The following is a 17,157-nucleotide window of genomic DNA, read 5'->3' on the forward strand; positions in this document are numbered from 1 at the left end:
CGGGCTGTGCGGCGGATCCCCGCACATGCACCTGACGCGCTCGCGGCGGGCGATCACGGCTACCTCCGCGATGCCACGGTGGCCCGGATGGAGCGGCCCGCGCCGGACATCCTCGGCATGTGCGGGCGCCTGTCGCCGTACGATCCGGCGAGGCTCGCCCTCGGCCCGTAGCGGAAGGGCAGGACCATGCGGGGGAATGCGCATTCCTGCAGGACTGCGGCGGGGTAGGCTCGCTCGACGCGAACCGGGCCCACCCGGGTGCCCTGGGAGGGAGGTCCGAGATGAGCGAGCGCGGCGAGCGGCCTCCCGGTGGGTCCGTCACCCTGCTCGACGTGGCCAAGGCCGCGGGCGTGTCCCTCGCGACGGCATCGAGAGCCCTCAACGGCAGCACCCGCCGGGTGCGTCCCGACCTGCACGAGCGCGTGCTCGCCGCCGCGGAGTCGCTGCACTACTCGGCCAACGCCCAGGCGCAGGCCATGGCGCGGGGCCGCACCAACATCGTGGGGCTCGTGCTCAGCGACGTGGCCGATCCCTACTTCTCCTCGATCGCGGCCGGTGCCATCCGGGCCGCCGAGGACGAGCAGCTCGTGGTCACGATGGCCTGCACGTTCGGGCGCGAGGAGCGTGAGCTCGAGTACCTCGCGGCGCTGCGCGGCCAGCGTGCCCGGGCGGTGATCGTCGTCGGGAGCCGGGTGCAGGACCGCGGCCTGATCGACCGGCTGGGTGCCGAGGTGCGGGCGTTCGAGCAGGTCGGCGGCCGGGTGGCGTTCGTCAGCCAGCGCAAGATCCCCGCCGACACGGTGGTCGTGGAGAACCGGGGTGGCGCCCGGGCACTGGCCGAGGCGCTCTGCGGGCTGGGCCACCGGCGCTTCGCGGTGCTCGCCGGCCGGTCCGAGCTCCTCACCGCCCGCGACCGCAGCGCCGGGTTCCGCGAGGGTGCCGCTCGCGCCGGTGTGCGGATCGACCCCGGCGACGTCGTGTACGGCGGTTTCACCCGCGACGGCGGCTACGCCGCGATGGACGAGCTGCTCGACCGCGGCACCGGCGCCACCTGCGTGTTCGCCGTCAACGACGTGATGGCCGTGGGTGCCATGGCGGCGCTGCGCGACCGCGGGGTGGCGCTGCCGTCCGGGATGGCCGTGGCCGGGTTCGACGACATCGCCACCCTGCGCGACGTCACGCCCGCCCTCACCACGGTGCGGCTGCCGCTGGAGGAGCTCGGAGCGGGCGCGTTGGCGATGGTCGTGCAGGAGCCGGCCGAGCATCCGCGCGTCCGCCGGGTGCGCGGGGAGGTCGTGCTGCGGGAGAGCACCCCGCCGCTCGCGTAGACGTCGAAAGCTGCGCCATCAGCACTATGGATCCGTACTGCTGTTCTCACGGCCTGCAGATCGCGTTATGGCTCCACAACGCTCCCTCGGCGTAGCGACCCGGTGTCGTCCCCACCAGGCGGGTGAAGTGGCGGTGCAGGTGCGCCTGGTCGTGGAACCCGACGCCCGCGGCCACCTGCGCGGGTGGCTCGCCGGTGAGCAGGCGCCTGCGCGCCGCCTCCACCCGCCGGCCGGTGAGGTAGCGGTGCGGCGGCAGCCCGTACGCCCGGGTGAAGGAGCGCACCAGGTGGGCGGGATGGCTGTGCAGCAGTGCGGCGGCCTCGCGCAGGGCCAGCCCGTCCACCAGGCGGGCGTCGAGCAGGTCGCGCAGGTCGGCGGCCAGCCGGTCGGGCGCGGGCGGCGGTGCGGGCCCGCGCAGGTGCCGGCGGATCCGGTCGCCGATCAGGGCGAGCCTGCTCTCGGCCTCCAGGCCGGCGTCGAAGGTCTCGAGGACGCGGTGCAGCTGGTGGACGCGCGTGCGCAGCAGGGGGTCCGCGAGGGCGGGTGCGTCGACCGACGGGCCGATGAGCGCGGTGTCGAGCACGTCGGCGTCGAGGTAGAGCACCCGCTTGCGGAACCCGTGCGGGGTGGCGGATCGCCCGGTGTGGGAGACGTGCGGTGGTAGCAGCGTGACGCCGGGGCGCAGCGCGCCGTGCTCGTGCCGGTCGAGGTCGTAGCGGATCGCGCCCTCGTCGACGACGAGCAACGTCCAGGTGTCGTGGGTGTGCTCGGGGTACGCGTGGTCGGTGAACCACGCGTGGAAGACCTCGGCGATCCCGGGCACCCGCGGCGCCCACGCCCGCACGGCAGGCACGTGAAGAACGTACAAGACCGGGGGCGTCCCGCGCGGGCATGCTCGCCGGGTGCGTTTCGACACCAAGATCGCTGTGCTGCTGCGCGACGACCTGCAGGTCTGGCAGCGGTTGAACGTCACCGCGTTCCTGGCCAGCGGGATCGCGGCGAACACCGAGCTGCTCGGCGAGCCGTACACCGATGCGGACGGCACGCTCTACACGCCGATGTTCCGCCAGCCCGTCCTCGTCTTCATCGGCGACTCGGACCTGATGGCAGCGGCCCACGAGCGGGCCGTGCGCCGCGGGCTGCCGGCGGCCGTCTACACCGAGGAGATGTTCACGACCGGTCACGACGAGGCGAACCGGGAGGTCGTCCGGGCGGTGGCCCGCGACGACCTCAAGCTGGTCGGGCTCGCCGTGCACGGGCCCCGCAACGCCGTGGACAAGGTGCTCAAGGGCGCGACGCTGCACCCCTGAACGCGACCGCCTCGCGTACGGCCGGGACGATCTCCCGCCCCCAGCGGGCGAGCGAGCCGGTGTCCGGCGTGCCGCCGCTCGGCGAGAACAGCATGAAGCCCGCCGCGCCGTGCTCCAGCACGGCGCCGGCCAGCTCGTCGACCCACTGCCGCGGCGAGCCGCCGACCCAGCGGCCGTCGCGGTCGCGGGTGGCGGCCAGCGGGCGGTCGGTGATGCGGCCGGGGAAGTTGAAGATCGTGCGGATCTCCCGCGGGTCGCGGCCCGCGGCCGCGGCCGCGTCGTCGATGATCGGCCGCGACGTGCGGTAGCGCTCGCTCAGCCAGTCGGCCGCGTGGCCGGGGAGCCAGCCGTCGGCGACGCGTCCGGTGGCGGCGAGCGACTTGCGCCCGACCGATCCGGTCCACACCGGCGGCGCGGCCACGGGGGCCGGCTCGATCCGGCGCACCCGGTGGTGGCTTCCCTCGAAGGTGACCGGAGGGCCGCCGCCCGACAGCTCCTTCACCAGGACGATCGCCTCCTCGAAGGCGCGCACGGCCTCGTCGGGCGAGACCCGCGGCACGCCCATGTCGGTGATCCGGTCCCACAGCCCGCCGGCGCCCATGCCGAGCACGACCCGGCCGCCGGAGAGCGCCGACAGGGACGTGACCGTCCGCGCCAGCATCGGAGCGGGCCGGGTCGGCAGGTTGGTGACGTTGGCGAAGCCCGAGATCCGCTGCGTGCGCCCGAGGACGAACCCGACGGCGGCGTACGCGTCCAGGCGCTCGCCGATGTAGGGGTGGTCGGACAGCGAGAAGAGGTCGAGGCCGTCCCGGTCGGCCTGCTCGGCCATCCGCAGCAGCTCCGGCCCGTCGGCGATGCCGCTGTGGGCGCCGAACCCGAAGACGGCGTCGTGCTCATGCATCGACCTTCTCCTTCCCCGCGGTGCCGAACAGCTCGGCGTACCTGCCGATGCCCAGGTCGGCGCCCTTGTACTCGGAGACCGTCGCCGCCGGCGCCGCGACCGGCCCGTCCGGCGAGGGGAACTGGCCGACCCCGCCGCGCGGCCCGAGCGGGAGCAGGATCACCGGGTCGGGAGAGGGCAGGTAGGTGGCGGTGGGCCGTTCGCCACGCAGCTGCGCCCCGATGTTCCGGGCGACGACCTCGGCGTGCTGCGTCGCGTAGAGCGCCATCTTGGCCTCGGCGACGTCGGTGAGGTCGCCGATCGCGTAGACGTGGTCGTACCCGTCGACGGCGAGGGTCTCGGTGACGCGGACCTGCCCGCGCGGCGTGCGGGCCGTCAGCCGGCCGTCCGCGAGGTAGTCGCTGTTGACGCGCACGCCGTGGGCGCGGAACCAGATGTCGGCGGTGATGTCCGCGCCGTCGGCGGTGCGGACGGTGAACGTCCCGACCCGGCCGGGCTCGGTCGGCGGCGGCGCGGTGAGCCGGCTGCCCAGCCGCAGCCGGATGCCCAGATCGTCGAGCTGGCGGTGCAGGTCCTCGCGCACGTCCGCGCGGAACCCGGGCAGCAGCCGGTCCCGGGGGTCGAGCACGGTCACCGGCTTGTGCGGCCAGGCATCCTTGATCTCCCCGGCCAGCTCGAGGCCGACCGGCCCGGCGCCGGTGATCAGCACGTGCTCGGCGCCGGCCAGCTCCACGTGGGTCCGGCGGATGTCGTCGAGCGCCTCGCTGCGCGCGTCGGCGGCGGGCTTGCCCGGGTACGAGTAGCTGGAGCCGGTGGCGAGGACCAGGTGGTCGGCCTCCACCCGCCGGCCCGAGGCCAGGGTGACGCCGCCGGGGTCGGCCGAGACCGCGCGGTCGCGGACCACCGTGCCCCTGGTCAGCAGCGTGTCGTAGGGGAAGAAGATGTTGCCCGCCCAGTCCGGCTGCGCGAGCGCGCGCAGCGACCCGGCCGAGTGGACGAACGCGTCCCGCGGGTCGACGAGTACCACGTCGGCCTCGGCGTCCAGCGCCTTGGCGACCGCCGAGCCCCCGTACCCCCCGCCGATGACGACGACGGTGCGACTCATGTTCCACACTCCATCGGTTGAAGTTCGTGCCACGAACTGTATTAGTTCGTGGCACGAACTTCAGCGTGATGCGGGCCACTAACGCGATTCGGGTGGCTCCAGGAAGACCATCGGGGCCTCGTTGTCCAGGACGATGCGGCCGAGCAGCGCGGCGAGCGCGCCGCGCTCCTCGGCGCTCAGCTCTCCCGGGAGCCCCGCGACCCGCCGGCAGGTCTCGACGTAGAACTCCTCGGCGAGCCGGGCCCCTTCGGCCGTGAGCGCGACCCGCACCGCCCGCATGTCCTGCGGATCCGGCTCGCGCCGGACCAGGCCGTTGCGCTCGCTGCGGTCGATGAGGCCGGTGAGGCTCGACTTGGCCAGCCGGAGCGTGGCGCCCAGCTCGCCCATGCCGTACGGCCTGCCCATCAGCACGCACAGCAGCTGCCCCTGCTGCGGCGTGATCCCGTACTCCCGGGCCGACTCGGCGTACACGGCATTCACCAGGAACGCGGACCGCACGAGCGCGCTCACGACGCCGATCTCATCACCCGGTACGACCACGAGGCCATTTTACCGACAGTTCGTGGGACGAACTGCCCCGCTTCGAGCGATCCGGGTGGTGGCTCGGCCCCCGCTGGTGCACGATCTGCCGCATGAGCCCATCCCGTCGTGGACGGCGCCTCGAGGCCGTCGCCGAACGCGACACGGCGACACCGCTCGAGCTGTTCTTCGACCTGGTGTTCGTGTTCGCCCTCACGCAGGTCACGGAGTTCATGTCCGAGCACGTGAGCGCCGTCGACGTCCTGCGCGGCGTGCTGGTGATCACCGTGATGTGGTGGTGCTGGATCGCCTACGCGTGGCTCTGCAACGTGCTCCGGGCCGAGCAGGGGATCATGCGCGTCGGGTTGTTCGCCGCGATGGCGGCCGTGTTCGTGCAGGCGATCACGATCCCGGAAGCGTTCGAGGACCTGCCGGGCGGCCTGCACGGGCCGATGGTCTTCGCGATCTGCTACTTCGTGGTGCGGGCCGTGCACATCGTGATGTTCTGGCTGGCCAGCGTGGAGGACCCGCAGCTGCGCGGTCAGGTCCTGCGCTTCCTGCCCTCGATGCTCGCCGGCACGATCCTGCTGCTGATCGCCTCGCAGACCACCGGCGCCACCCAGACCTGGCTCTGGTTCGCCGCGATCGCGGCCGACTACCTCGGCACGCTCCTGGCGGGCAGCAAGTGGCGGATGCGTTCGGCGAGCCACTTCGCCGAACGGCACGGTCTGATCATCATCGTGGCGCTCGGCGAGTCGATCGTGGCGATCGGCGTGGGCGTCGCCCACCTCCCGATCTCCTGGCCGATCATCGCGGCCTCCGCGTTGGGGCTCGTCGTGGCGGGCGCGATGTGGTGGGCGTACTTCGACGTCACCGCGCTGGTCATCGAGCGTGCGCTCGCCGCGGCCGACGGCGAGCGGCAGATCAAGCTCGGCCGGGGCGGCTACACGTTCCTGCACCTGCCGATGATCGCCGGCATCATCCTCATGTCCCTCGGGCTGAAGAAGGTGCTGGGCTACGTCGGCGGCGAGGAGGGCCACACGGTGGCGGACCCGATCTACGGCCTCCCGCTGGCCGCGCTGTACGGCGGCGCGGCGCTGTACCTGCTGGGACACGTCGGTTTCAAGTGGTACCTCACCAGGTCCGTGAACCTGGAACGGCTCGTCGTCGCGGTGGTGCTGCTCGTGCTGATCCCGCTGGTGTCGATGCTGCCGGCGCTCGTCTCCCTCGCCGTGCTCGCGGCCGTGCTCACCGCGCTGATCGGCTTCGAGACCTTCCGCTATGCCGAGCAGCGCCGCGAGATCCGCGGCGCCGCGCACGAGCACTGAGCGCGGATCACGGCTCGTCGGTCTCCGGGGCCAGCATCCAGACCGCGGCGTAGAGCACGATCCCCATCCCGAAGCCGAGCACGGTCAGGGTCACGAGGCCGATGCGGATCACCGCCGCGTCCACGCCGAGGCTCTCGGCGAGCCCGCCGCAGACCCCGGCGATCATGCGGTCGTCGCGGCTGCGGCGGAGCCGGAACTTCGGCCGGTCCGCGGGCTCGGGGGCCGGACCCGGCTGGGGCGGCAGGTCGCTGGACGGGGCCGTGCCGGCGTCGGTTGTCAGGCGGGTGGTCGCTTCGGTGCTCGAGTCCATGCCGTAGAGCCTGCCGCCCGAGGCCACCCCGGACCTCCGGGTCCGCCCTGGCCCCACCCTGATCCGGCCCCTGAAGTACCCGCGGCCGAAATCCTGTCGGCGAGCGGCCTGGTGGCGCTCAGGCCCCCTGCTGGTGCGGGGCCTTGTACGAGTCGGCCTCCGGCGCCGTGAACGGCTCGACGACCTGGCGCAGCCCACCCTCCTGGCTCGGGTCGGCCTGGGCGATGTAGACGGAACGGCTCGGCGGCGACCCGGCCTGCGAGAAGTCGAGCTCGCTCGCGACGAGGTCGTCGGTGGTGATGTTCCGGCTGGCCAGGAAGGCGTCGTGCACGCCCTTGCGGGTGAGGTCGCCGTTGTCGCAGGCCTGGGTGAGGATCTGCTCCCAGATCAGCCCGCCCGCGTAGCCGTAGGGCACGCCGTAGTTCTTCGAGGCGTCCGGGAACTTCGCCTCGAACGCCTGCGTCACCTCCTTGGCCTTCGGCAGGTCCGCGGAGTACGGGACGCTGCTGGCCACCACGTACAGGTTGCCGACGGACGCGGCCGCGGGGCCCGCGAGGTTGGTGGCCGGGTCGAACACCGGGTTGTTCCCGACGACCGGCACGTCCAGGCCGAGCGCGCTCGCCGCGTTGAGGGCGGAGGCGGTCTGGGCGGGCGTGGTGGTCAGCAGGATCGCCTTGACGCCGGCGCCCTGGAAGCCGGTGACGATGTTCGTCATGTCGGTGTCGGCGGCGGCGATCTTCGCCGGTTGCAGGGTCATCCCGTGCTGCTGCGCGTAGTACTGGGCGCCGAGGAACCCGTTGTCGCCGTACTCGCCGCCGATGTAGATGTGGCCGAGTGTGTCGCCGTCGGCGATCAGGCCCTGCTGCTGCAGGTAGGCGAGCCCGTTGATCATCTCCAGGTCGTACGTGGTGCCGGGGATGATCTGGTACGGGTTGTCGAGGATGAACGACGACCAGGACAGGGCCAGCGAGGTCACCTCGTCGGTCTCCAGGTTGCCGCGCAGCGCCGCATTGATCGGGGAGCCGAGCAGCTGGAGGTAGCCGAGCACGCCCGGCTGTTGCTGCCGGTACACCGTGGTGGCCGTGTCGGCCTTGTAGCCGCTGTCGGCGATCTCCAGCTGGACCTGCCGCCCGCAGATGCCGCCACGGGCGTTCAGCTCGTCGGCCCACAGCTGGTTGCCCTGCGTGATACCGGTTCCGAGGTTGCGGAACGGCCCCGACGTGTCGGTGAGCACCCCGAGCGTGATGGCCTCCGCGTCCACGCCGACGTCGGTGGCCACCTCGCCACCCCCGCCGCCCGTTCCCGGCTCGGGGGCCTGTGTGGTGCAGCCCGCGAGCGCCAGGGCCGCGACGATCGCCGCAGCGCCGCCCGCGCGGCGCCAAGTCCGCCGAAGGGTCATGATCGGTCCTCTCCTGGGGGTGCCGGCCGCGGCGCCGTTGCCGCGGTCGCGTCGGTACGGCGCCGCGCGAACCCGGCGATCCGGCGGCCGATCGCCGCCAGCCCGCCCGGCTCGAACAGCACGACGAGGATCACGGCGATGCCGTAGACGTAGAGGCTGATCACCGTGGGGGAGAGCCCGGCGAGGGTGTCGCCGAGGCCGAGCTCGTCGGCGAACAGCGTGAGCACCTGCGGGGTGCCGTAGACGACCAGCGCGCCGACGACGGCGCCCGGGATCGAGCCGAGCCCACCGATGATCGCCATCGCGAGGAAGGCGATCGAGGTGTTGAGGCCGTACGTGCCGAACTCGCTCTCGTCCGGCTTGAGCAACCCCAGCCAGAGCGTCACCATCACGCCGGCCAGCCCGGCGTAGGCGGCGCTCACCGCGAACGCCCCGGCCTTGGCCCCCAGCACGTTGACGCCCATCACCGCCGCAGCGGCCTCGTTGTCGCGGACCGCCCGCCACGACCGGCCCACCCTGCTGCGCACGGCGCCGCGGGCCAGCAGGAACGCGATGGCGGTGAACGCCAGGAACAGGTACCAGAGCCGTTCGGGCTGCCGGAACGGTACGCCCAGCACCGCGAGGTAGCCCTCGTTGGTGAACGGGAATCCGAACAGCGCGAACGGTTCGGGGTTGCGCCCGCTCGCCGCCCCGCCGGTGAGCGCGGGCAGCGCCTGGCCGAGGTAGAAGCCGAGGAACACCAGTGCCAGCGAGGCGACGCCCAGGTAGATGCCCTTGAGCCGGCCGGCGACCGGCGCGAACGCGAACCCGGCCAGCGCGGAGATCAGCACCGCTCCGACGAGCGCGAGCAGCGGGGGCAGGCCGAGCCCCACGATGTGCTCACTGCCGGCCTGCTCGGTCTCGCCTGCCAGCACCGCGTAGGCCGTGCCGCCGACGAGCAGGAAGAACGCGTGCGCCAGGGAGAGCTGTCCGGCCTGGCCGATCACCAGCGTGAGCCCGATCGCCCCGACAGCGCCGACCATCACGTACTGGCCCGCGGAGAGCAGGCCCGGCCCGACGTAGAGCGGCAGCGCGAGCAGGGCCAGCAGCAGCGCCACCCACGCGAGGCCGCGCAGCAGCGTTCCGGTCCGCGGCCGGCGGGCGGGCGGCGCGGGCGTCCGCCCGGGCGTGAGCACGTCAGACACGGCTCATCTCCCTCGTGCCGAAGAGCCCGGACGGCCGCACGACCAGCACCAGGAGCATCACCAGGAAGACGGCCACCTTCGCGAACGGGATGGACACGTACACCTCGGTGAGCGCCTGCGTCAGGCCCACGATCAGGCCGCCCACCACGGCGCCGGCCGTCGAGTCGAGCCCGCCGATGATCGCGGCGGGGAACGCCGCGAACGCGATCGCGTGGGTGGTGCGCGAGAGGCCGGTGCCGGAGAAGTCCTGGGTGACGATGAACATCACGGCCACCCCCGCGAGCACCCCCGCCACCAGCCACGCGCTCGCCGTCACCCGGGAGCTGCGGATGCCCATCAGCGCCGCCGCCTCGCGGTTCTCCGCCTGCGCTCGCATCGCGATGCCCCAGTTCGTGAACCGGAACGCCAGGAAGAACGCCGTGATCAGCACCAGCCCGACGACCAGGGCCACCAGGTGCGTGCTGAACAGCGTGACGCCGCCGAGCTGGATCGGCCGGGCGTCCCACGGCGCGCCGAGGTAGGGCACGGTCGTGCCGAGCCGTCGGAAGATGTCCTCGACGACCACCACGTCCACGCCGATCGTCAGCAGCGCGAGGCTGTCCGGGCTCGCGAACCGGCTGCGTGAGAGCAGCAGCCGCTCCATCAGCAGCGCCGCGAGGCCCGCGCCGAGGACCCCGAGCGTCGCGGCGAGCGGGAAGCCGAGCGTGTCGACGGTGACCGAGATGAGGTAGCCGCCGATCAGCGCGAGCGACCCGTGCGCGAAGTTGATCACTTCGGTGGCCTTGTAGATGACCACGAAGCCGAGCGCGAGGAGCGCGTACACGGCGCCCTTGCCCAGGCCGTTCACCAGGAGCTGGACGAACGTGCTCATCGCTCGGCCCCGCTGCGCTCGGCCGGCGCTTCGCGCAGGCGCAGTGACACTGGTTCCCTCGCAAGCTCGCTCACCGCTCGGCCCCGCTGCGCTCGGCCGGCGCTTCGCGCAGGCGCAGTGACACTGGTTCCCTCGCAAGCTCGCTCACCGCTCGGCCGGCGCTTCGCACAGGCGCAGTGACACTGGTTCGCTCGCAAGCTCGCTCACCGCGTCTCCTCCTCGTCGGCCGCACCCAGGTACGCGCGGACGACCTCCGGGTCGCGCTGCACGGCCGCCGGCTCGCCGTCGGCGATGAGCCGGCCGAAGTCGAGCACGCTGACCCGGTCGGCGATGCCCATGACCAGCCCCATGTCGTGCTCGACCAGGAGCACCGAGATGCCCAGCGCGTCGCGCAGCGCGCGGATCGTGCTCGCCATCACCGCGGTCTCCACCGCGTTGAGCCCGGCGGCCGGCTCGTCGAGCAAAAGCACACGTGGTTCGACGGCCAGCGCGCGGGCCACGTCCACGAGCTTCGCCACGCCGTACGGGAGGGCCGACACGGGCGTGTGCAGCCGATCGGCGATGCCGAGGAACTCGCAGATCGCCTCCACCCGCCGGGTGTGCACGCGTTCCTGCCGGACGGCCCACGGCAAGCGCAGGCCGCCCGACAGGAATCCGCCGCGGGTGAGCACATGGCGTCCCAGCAGGACGTTGTCCAGCACCGTCGAATGCTCCGAGAGCGCGATGTTCTGGAACGAGCGGCCGACGCCGAGCCGGGCGAGCCGGTGCGGCCGCATCCCGGTCAGGACGGTGTCACCGAGCCGGACCCGTCCCGCCGTCGGCCGGTAGACGCCGCAGATCACGTTGAAGCAGCTCGACTTGCCCGCACCGTTCGGCCCGATGAGCGCGTGGACGGTGCCCGGGCGCACCGTGAACGACACGTCGTCGAGGGCACTGACGCCGGCGAAGCGCAGGCCCACCCCCTCGACCCGCAGCTCCGGGACGCCGGCGCTGTCGTTCCGGGCATCGGCGCCTGCCCGGGCGGTCTCGGCCGTCATGGCGCCGCCTCCAGGGCCCGCGAGCCCGCCGGAGCGGAGCGGAGGCAATCAGACACTGCTCCACCTCGCCAGCGTCCGACCGCTCAGCTGCCGCTCCGCCGCGCGCGCCTCGGCGGCGGCCTGCTCCGCGGACTCGGCGTGCCCGCCCAGGTAGAGCCGCTGCACCTCGTCGCTCGCCGCGAGCTCCGAGGCCGGCCCGGCGAGCGCGACGCGGCCCACCTCGAGCGCCACGGCGTGGTCGGCCACCTGCAGGGCCATCGTCGCGTTCTGCTCCACGAGCACGACCGCGGTGCCCTGGCCGTGGATCTCGCGGATGATCGCCGCGATCCGCCCGACCATCTGCGGCGCGAGGCCCAGCGACGGCTCGTCGAGCAGGAGCAGCCGGGGCCCGGACATCAAGGCCCTGCCGATCGCCAGCATCTGCTGCTCGCCGCCGGACAGCAGGCCCGCGCGCTGGCGCGCCCGGTCCACGAGCACGGGGAAGAGCTCGTGCACGCGTTCCCGCGCGGCCGCCCGCGCCGTCGCCGACCGGGCGCCGAGGCCACCGGCCCGCAGGTTCTCCTCCACCGTCATCCGGCTGAAGACCTGCCTGCCCTCCGGCACCGCGACGACCCCGCGGCGCACCACGGCGGCCGGGTCCATGCGGTCGACGCGGGCGCCGTCGACGAGGACCTGTCCGGCGGTGACGGCGCCCCCGTGCATCCGGACGGTGCCGGAAACGGTCCGCAGCAGGGTCGACTTCCCGGCCCCGTTGCCACCCAGCACCGCGAGTACACCCTCGCCGACCTCGACGTCGACGTCCTCCAGCGCTCGCACCGAGCGCCCGTAGCGCACGGACAACCCGCGCACGCTCAGCATCGCGACCACGACGGTCGCGCGTGTGCCGTACCTCGTCGTACCGCCACCAAGGCCCCTTCGCCTCTCGCCGCCCCATGGCGGCCGCCACATCGTGGTGGGGGCGATCCGGGCGAACCACCCCCACGTGGAGAGGGGTGGCCGGATGTTGACGGCCCCGTTATCGAGGTATCGCGCACCGTGCGCGATGTGCCACGCACAGTCGTGGATCGTGCCGTTCCCGGCTGGCCGGTTCTGCGCCGCGCCCGGGCCCCGCGCGGAAGTCGGCCGGGATCGCCACCAGCCTCCGACGGTCTGGCACGCCCGTTCTCGATGGGACCCGCCCTCGGGTGCCACGCAACTGGCTGTGGTGACGTACCCGAGCCTTTGGGCATCACCTGGCCGTTCATGATCAGCGTAGCCGGGACACGAGCTGCACCCCTGCAGCTGATGTCCCGTTCCCACTGATCAGGACCTGGCTGTTGGTCGGGCGGTCACAGTGCTGGGAAGCCATGGGGTGCGGGGCGGATCGGGACCACAGCCGGTGGAGTGGGCACCCAACGGGGACGGTCTCGTCCAGACCGGCGTGCCAGACAGACCCCATTAGTCGGGGACGGCCGCCGGAGCGACCACCGGGTTCGGTAGTTGTGCCCACCCGGCCACCGCACACACGGGCAGGAGCGAGGGAAGACCGGTGACCGCACGCGGGACCGGGTCGAGGTTGCGGGGCAGCCGGTCACCGGCCGGGTACGGCGCGCCCACCGCAACGTTTCATGGTCACATCGACACCTCGCGTTTCCGATCAAGGAGGGTGTTGCCGAATCGGCCGCGCCGGCGTCCGGCGATCAAGGCGAAATGGTCGTTAATCGATCTTCAACAGCGACCATCAGCCCTTGATCGACGCCCTGGCCTGCTGTTATCGGGTGCGCATCGTCGTTGCTACGACCATGGACGACCGATACCGCCGATCACGGGCCGGCGCCCGGCGGCTGGATCGGGTCAGCCTCCATTCGCGGCGCTGGAACCGCACCCGGCGATCATCGGAGGGACGGCCGGGTTGACTCAACTCATCTCGGAACCGGGGCGGGGCTCACAGCAGACCCGCCTCGCTCGCCTTGCCGATGGCCTCCACGCGGTTGCGGGCGCCCAGCTTGTGCAGGGCCGACTGCAGGTAGGTCTTCACCGTGTTGCGCGCCAGGCCGGTGGTCTCGGCGATCTCCGGGTTCGTCCGGCCCTGTGCGGCGAGGCGCAGCACCTCGTACTCGCGACGGGTCAGCCCGCTGCGGGCGAGGGCGGAGCGACCGGGCGCCTCGTCCGGCGCCATCCGCGGATCGCGCACCCGCTCGCCGCGCAGCACGCGGCGCAGCGCGGCCACGAGGTCGGTGACGGCGGCGTCCTTGAGCAGCGCGCCGTGCGCGCCCGCGTCGAGCGCGGCCTGCACGCCGTGGTGGTCGCCGTGGGCGGTGAAGACGACCACCCGCGCGGCCGGCACCACGGCGCGCAGCCCGGACACCACCTCGGGCGCGAGCATGTCGGGCAGTCGCAGGTCGAGCAGCACCAGGTCGGGACGCAACGCCGCCGCCCGTTCGAGCGCCGCCCGCCCGCTCTCCGCCGATCCGACGACGACCAGCGCCGGCTCGTTCCGCAGCAGCAGCGCCACGCCGTCGCGGACGACCGGGTGGTCGTCCACCACCATGACCCGGGCCGGGGTCATCTGGGCGGACCCGGCACCAGCAGCCGGAGGGTCGTGCCGCCGTCCTCGTCGTGCACGAGGCTGGCCCGGCCGCCGAGCCGGGAGGCCTTCTCCGCGAGCAGCCGGACGCCCAGCCCGCTGCCGTCGCCGGGCTCGTCGTCGTCGGACCGGTGCGCGCCGCCGTCGTCGGCCACCGCGACCTGCACCCCGCCGTCCACCTCACCGAGGCTGACGACGACGGCGGCGGCGTCGGCGTGCTTCTCGACGTTGAGCAGGCCTTCCCGCACCGCGCTGATCAGTAAGGTCGTGCGCTCGGCGTCCAGCGGTGGTACCCGCCCGAGCTGTACGAACCGCGCCGGCACCCTGGTGCGCGCCTCGAAGCTGCGGCAGTGCTCGGCGATCTCGATCGGAAGGGCTCGCTCCGGGCTCGACTCGGACAGGGCGAGCAGCGCCTCGCGCAGGGCGAGCGAGGCCGCCGAGATGTCGGACTCCAGCCGGCCCAGCCGCGACCGCAGGACGGGGTTGTCCGGCAGCGTCGAGCGCAGGTCGCGGACCTGCGCACCGATCGAGAACAGCATGGCGCCGACCGAGTCGTGCAGCGCAGCCTGCATCCGCTGGCGTTCCGCGGCCACCGCGGTGGCCCGGCCGAGGGTGGCCCGGTCCGCGAGGCGCAACGCGCGGGCCGTGTCGGCGGCCACCCGCTCGACCGCCCGCACCGAGTCGTCGCCGAACCGGCCGGGCCCGCGCAGGGCGGCGTAGGCCACGGCGAGGGTCCGGGTGCCGCCGGTCCGGTCCTCGAGGACCGGGACCGCGATCATGGCCGACATGTCCTCGCGGCTCACCAGCCCGTCGAACTGGTGGGTGATGCTGCGGGCGGTGACGTAGTCGCTCACCCGGACGGGCCGGCCCAGCGCCAGCACCCGCCCGCCGACGCCCTGGCCGCTGGGCACCGCGAGGTCCTGCAACGAGTTCGTGCGGTTGCCGGCCAGCCACCTGATGACCGCTTGGGACGCACCATCGACCTCGGCGACGAACCCGGCATCGGCGCCCGCGGCCTCGCGGATCAGCCGTGCGGTGCCGTGCAGCGCCAGCACCCGGTCGAGCACCGACAGCAGCCCGTCGCGCTCGGCCAGCAGCGTGTTGAGCAGGTGCTCCTGCCCGAGGGCCCGCTGCGCCGCGGCCTCCTCACTCGACGCCATCCGCGGACGATGGCACAGGTCGCGGGCGTGCGACAGCCCCGGATGCAGAGGGTGCACCGGGCGCCGTCACGAGCGTCGCTGCCGGCCCCAGCCGGGCACGCGGTGCCTCGGGACGTCCTTCTCCCGGCCGGTCGCCGTCGGCGGATCGGGGGCCGGGGGCACCTGGCGGTCGCGTTCCCGGATCATCCGGCCGACGAGCACGCCGACGACCGCGGCGACGACCACCCAGGCCGCCGCTACCACGATGATCCAAGCGATGGTGCTGATGACCGCTCCCTGGTCGCGGGCGCCGCCAGTGTCCTACCTGCCTCGGACTCCTGCACAGCAAGGACACCGGGACGGGTGACCGAAATACATGGAGTCCGCCCGTTCAGCTCACGTCGGGCACAGCGGGTCCGAGCAAATCGTCGGCGTCGACGATCCGGTAGGCGTAACCCTGCTCCGCGAGGAATCGCTGCCGATGCGCCGCGTAGTCGGTGTCGAGGGTGTCGCGCGAGACGATGGAGTAGAAATGCGCCTGCCGGCCGTCGGTCTTGGGCCGCAAGAGCCTGCCGAGTCGCTGTGCCTCCTCCTGCCGCGACCCGAATGTGCCGGACACCTGAATGGCGACGCTCGCCTCCGGCAGGTCGATGGAGAAGTTGGCCACCTTGCTCACCACGAGTACCGGCACTTCGCCGCGCCGGAACGAGTCGTACAGCGCCTCCCGCTCGCGGTTCTTCGTCGAGCCCTGGATGATGGGCGCGTCGAGCGCCTCCCCCAGCTCCTCCAGCTGCTCCAGGTAAGCCCCGATGACGAGCGCGGGCTCGCCCGGGTGCCGCGCGAGGACCCCCTTCACGACGGCGAGCTTCGTGTGGGCCGTGGACGCGACGCGGTAGCGCTCCTCGGGTTCGGCGACCGCGTAGCCCATCCGCTCGCTGTCGGTGAGCGTGACCCGCACCTCGGTGCACTCGGCCGGGGCGATCCAGCCCTGCTGCTCGATGTCGCGCCACGGCGCGTCGTAGCGCTTCGGGCCGATGAGGGAGAAGACGTCGCCCTCGCGGCCGTCCTCGCGCACGAGCGTGGCCGTGAGGCCGAGGCGGCGGCGCGACTGCAGGTCGGCCGTCATCCGGAAGACCGGCGCCGGGAGCAGGTGGACCTCGTCGTAGATGACCAGGCCCCAGTCCCGGGAGTCGAACAGGTCGAGGTGCTTGTACTCGCCCTTGCTCTTGCGCGTCATCACCTGGTAAGTCGCGATCGTGACCGGGCGGATCTCCTTGCGCTCGCCGGAGTACTCGCCGATCTCGTCCTCCGTGAGGCTGGTGCGCGCCACGAGCTCGCGCTTCCACTGCCGGCCCGCCACCGTGTTGGTCACCAGGATGAGCGTGGTGGCCTGGGCCTGCGCCATCGCGGCCGCGCCCACGAGCGTCTTGCCGGCCCCGCAGGGCAGCACCACCACGCCGGAACCGCCGGCCCAGAAGCCCTCGACGGCCTCCCGCTGGTAGCTGCGCAGCGACCAGCCGTCCTCGGCCAGTGCGATGGCGTGGGCCTCCCCGTCGACGTAGCCCGCGAGGTCCTCGGCGGGCCAGCCGATCTTGAGCAGCGCCTGCTTGAGGTGGCCGCGCTCAGAGGGGTGCACGACCACGGTGTCTTCGTCGATGCGGGCGCCCAGCAGCGGGGCGATCTTCTTCTGGCGGAGCACCTCCTCCAGGACCGCGCGGTCGAGCGCGACCATGACCAGCCCGTCGACCGGGGAGTTGGTGAGGCGCAGGCGCCCGTAGCGGCCCATGGTGTCGACGACGTCGACGAGCAGCGGCTGCGGCACGGCGTAGCGGGAGTAGCGGACGAGCGCGTCGACCACCTGCTCGGCGTCGTGGCCCGCGGCGCGGGCGTTCCAGAGCGCCAGCGGGGTGACCCGGTAGGTGTGGACGTGTTCCGGCGCGCGTTCGAGCTCGGCGAACGGCGCGATCGCGGCCCGCGCGGCCGGGGCGTCGGCGTGGTCGACCTCGAGCAGCAGCGTCTTGTCGGATTGGACGATGAGCGGCCCGTCGGTCATGAGCGGATCTACTCCTTGCAGGCGAATGGTGCCATGAGGGACGCTACACAGCGTGATTCGTAGGTCCATTCGGGGGAACGAATCCGCAATGGCGGACCTCGGCGGAT

General features: G+C 72.9%; 17 protein-coding genes. 3 read left to right on the top strand and 14 right to left on the bottom strand.

Annotated elements, in window-relative coordinates; all coding sequences use genetic code 11:
• Positions 1-281: 281 nt before the first annotated feature.
• Entirely contained in the window at positions 282-1,328 is a 1,047-nt protein-coding gene (locus tag ACU436_RS32055) for a LacI family DNA-binding transcriptional regulator (RefSeq protein ID WP_459030765.1), read from the top strand.
• 46 nt (positions 1,329-1,374) lie between these two features.
• On the opposite strand, the gene ACU436_RS32060 is transcribed toward ACU436_RS32055, so the two are convergent.
• Positions 1,375-2,181 (bottom strand): AraC family transcriptional regulator, encoded by an 807-nt coding sequence (locus ACU436_RS32060; RefSeq protein WP_459030766.1) that lies wholly within the window; start codon positions 2,179-2,181, stop codon positions 1,375-1,377.
• A gap of 49 nt (positions 2,182-2,230) precedes the next feature.
• Between ACU436_RS32060 and ACU436_RS32065 the strand changes: the two genes are divergently transcribed.
• A complete protein-coding gene (locus tag ACU436_RS32065) occupies positions 2,231-2,638 on the top strand; it encodes a DUF2000 family protein (protein ID WP_459030767.1) in 408 nt (135 codons plus the stop codon).
• Here the strand turns inward: ACU436_RS32065 and ACU436_RS32070 are convergent.
• The 3 genes from ACU436_RS32070 to ACU436_RS32080 all read right to left on the bottom strand — a co-directional run bounded on the left by ACU436_RS32070 (position 2,613) and on the right by ACU436_RS32080 (position 5,184).
• Entirely contained in the window at positions 2,613-3,539 is a 927-nt protein-coding gene (locus ACU436_RS32070) for an LLM class flavin-dependent oxidoreductase (protein WP_459030768.1), read from the bottom strand. The genes ACU436_RS32065 and ACU436_RS32070 overlap by 26 nt on opposite strands.
• Positions 3,532-4,644, bottom strand: coding sequence for an NAD(P)/FAD-dependent oxidoreductase (locus ACU436_RS32075; RefSeq protein ID WP_459030769.1), 1,113 nt, complete (start codon positions 4,642-4,644; stop codon positions 3,532-3,534). Before ACU436_RS32075 ends, ACU436_RS32070 begins: the two co-directional genes overlap by 8 nt.
• 78 nt (positions 4,645-4,722) lie before the next feature.
• Positions 4,723-5,184 (bottom strand): MarR family winged helix-turn-helix transcriptional regulator, encoded by a 462-nt coding sequence (locus ACU436_RS32080; protein WP_459030770.1) that lies wholly within the window; start codon positions 5,182-5,184, stop codon positions 4,723-4,725.
• Positions 5,185-5,276: 92 nt separating this feature from the next.
• Here ACU436_RS32080 and ACU436_RS32085 point away from each other — a divergent pair, with 92 nt between their 5' ends.
• Positions 5,277-6,491 carry a low temperature requirement protein A gene (locus tag ACU436_RS32085; RefSeq protein WP_459030771.1) on the top strand — a complete coding sequence of 405 codons (1,215 nt, stop codon included), beginning with the start codon at positions 5,277-5,279 and terminating at the stop codon, positions 6,489-6,491.
• A 7-nt stretch (positions 6,492-6,498) separates the two neighbouring features.
• On the opposite strand, the gene ACU436_RS32090 is transcribed toward ACU436_RS32085, so the two are convergent.
• From ACU436_RS32090 to ACU436_RS32135, 10 genes are all read right to left on the bottom strand, one after another.
• Positions 6,499-6,801, bottom strand: a complete 303-nt coding sequence (locus tag ACU436_RS32090) for a PspC domain-containing protein (RefSeq protein ID WP_459030772.1) — start codon at positions 6,799-6,801, stop codon at positions 6,499-6,501.
• Between the two features lie 118 nt (positions 6,802-6,919).
• Positions 6,920-8,200 carry an ABC transporter substrate-binding protein gene (locus ACU436_RS32095; protein ID WP_459030773.1) on the bottom strand — a complete coding sequence of 427 codons (1,281 nt, stop codon included), beginning with the start codon at positions 8,198-8,200 and terminating at the stop codon, positions 6,920-6,922.
• Positions 8,197-9,384 (bottom strand): branched-chain amino acid ABC transporter permease, encoded by a 1,188-nt coding sequence (locus tag ACU436_RS32100; RefSeq protein ID WP_459030774.1) that lies wholly within the window; start codon positions 9,382-9,384, stop codon positions 8,197-8,199. The genes ACU436_RS32095 and ACU436_RS32100 overlap by 4 nt, the downstream gene beginning before the upstream one ends.
• Complete coding sequence (locus ACU436_RS32105; RefSeq protein WP_459030776.1) at positions 9,377-10,255, bottom strand: branched-chain amino acid ABC transporter permease; 879 nt, start codon at positions 10,253-10,255, stop codon at positions 9,377-9,379. The genes ACU436_RS32100 and ACU436_RS32105 overlap by 8 nt, the downstream gene beginning before the upstream one ends.
• 203 nt (positions 10,256-10,458) lie before the next feature.
• Positions 10,459-11,292 carry an ABC transporter ATP-binding protein gene (locus ACU436_RS32110; RefSeq protein ID WP_459030777.1) on the bottom strand — a complete coding sequence of 278 codons (834 nt, stop codon included), beginning with the start codon at positions 11,290-11,292 and terminating at the stop codon, positions 10,459-10,461.
• A gap of 48 nt (positions 11,293-11,340) precedes the next feature.
• Positions 11,341-12,150 (bottom strand): ABC transporter ATP-binding protein, encoded by an 810-nt coding sequence (locus ACU436_RS32115; protein ID WP_459030778.1) that lies wholly within the window; start codon positions 12,148-12,150, stop codon positions 11,341-11,343.
• A 1,066-nt stretch (positions 12,151-13,216) separates the two neighbouring features.
• On the bottom strand, positions 13,217-13,840 hold the full coding sequence (locus tag ACU436_RS32120) for a response regulator (RefSeq protein WP_459030779.1): 624 nt from the start codon (positions 13,838-13,840) through the stop codon (positions 13,217-13,219).
• Positions 13,837-15,018, bottom strand: coding sequence for a GAF domain-containing sensor histidine kinase (locus tag ACU436_RS32125; RefSeq protein WP_459030780.1), 1,182 nt, complete (start codon positions 15,016-15,018; stop codon positions 13,837-13,839). The genes ACU436_RS32120 and ACU436_RS32125 overlap by 4 nt, the downstream gene beginning before the upstream one ends.
• A 66-nt stretch (positions 15,019-15,084) precedes the next feature.
• Positions 15,085-15,261, bottom strand: coding sequence for a hypothetical protein (locus ACU436_RS32130; RefSeq protein WP_459030781.1), 177 nt, complete (start codon positions 15,259-15,261; stop codon positions 15,085-15,087).
• Between the two features lie 127 nt (positions 15,262-15,388).
• A complete protein-coding gene (locus ACU436_RS32135; protein WP_459030782.1) occupies positions 15,389-17,050 on the bottom strand; it encodes a DNA repair helicase XPB in 1,662 nt (553 codons plus the stop codon).
• Positions 17,051-17,157 lie beyond the last annotated feature (107 nt).

The sequence above is a fragment of the Pseudonocardia wallangbongensis genome (genome assembly GCF_054486945.1).

Bases quoted from the DNA above. Each gene is read 5' to 3' on its own strand.
- ACU436_RS32055 (WP_459030765.1), top strand. From the start codon at position 282: ATGAGCGAGCGCGGCGAGCGGCCTCCCGGTGGGTCCGTCACCCTGCTC.
- ACU436_RS32070 (WP_459030768.1), bottom strand. From the start codon at position 3,539: ATGCATGAGCACGACGCCGTCTTCGGGTTCGGCGCCCACAGCGGCATC.
- ACU436_RS32075 (WP_459030769.1), bottom strand. From the start codon at position 4,644: ATGAGTCGCACCGTCGTCGTCATCGGCGGGGGGTACGGGGGCTCGGCG.
- ACU436_RS32085 (WP_459030771.1), top strand. From the start codon at position 5,277: ATGAGCCCATCCCGTCGTGGACGGCGCCTCGAGGCCGTCGCCGAACGC.
- ACU436_RS32090 (WP_459030772.1), bottom strand. From the start codon at position 6,801: ATGGACTCGAGCACCGAAGCGACCACCCGCCTGACAACCGACGCCGGC.
- ACU436_RS32095 (WP_459030773.1), bottom strand. From the start codon at position 8,200: ATGACCCTTCGGCGGACTTGGCGCCGCGCGGGCGGCGCTGCGGCGATC.
- ACU436_RS32105 (WP_459030776.1), bottom strand. From the start codon at position 10,255: ATGAGCACGTTCGTCCAGCTCCTGGTGAACGGCCTGGGCAAGGGCGCC.
- ACU436_RS32110 (WP_459030777.1), bottom strand. From the start codon at position 11,292: ATGACGGCCGAGACCGCCCGGGCAGGCGCCGATGCCCGGAACGACAGC.
- ACU436_RS32115 (WP_459030778.1), bottom strand. From the start codon at position 12,150: ATGCTGAGCGTGCGCGGGTTGTCCGTGCGCTACGGGCGCTCGGTGCGA.
- ACU436_RS32120 (WP_459030779.1), bottom strand. From the start codon at position 13,840: ATGACCCCGGCCCGGGTCATGGTGGTGGACGACCACCCGGTCGTCCGC.
- ACU436_RS32125 (WP_459030780.1), bottom strand. From the start codon at position 15,018: ATGGCGTCGAGTGAGGAGGCCGCGGCGCAGCGGGCCCTCGGGCAGGAG.
- ACU436_RS32135 (WP_459030782.1), bottom strand. From the start codon at position 17,050: ATGACCGACGGGCCGCTCATCGTCCAATCCGACAAGACGCTGCTGCTC.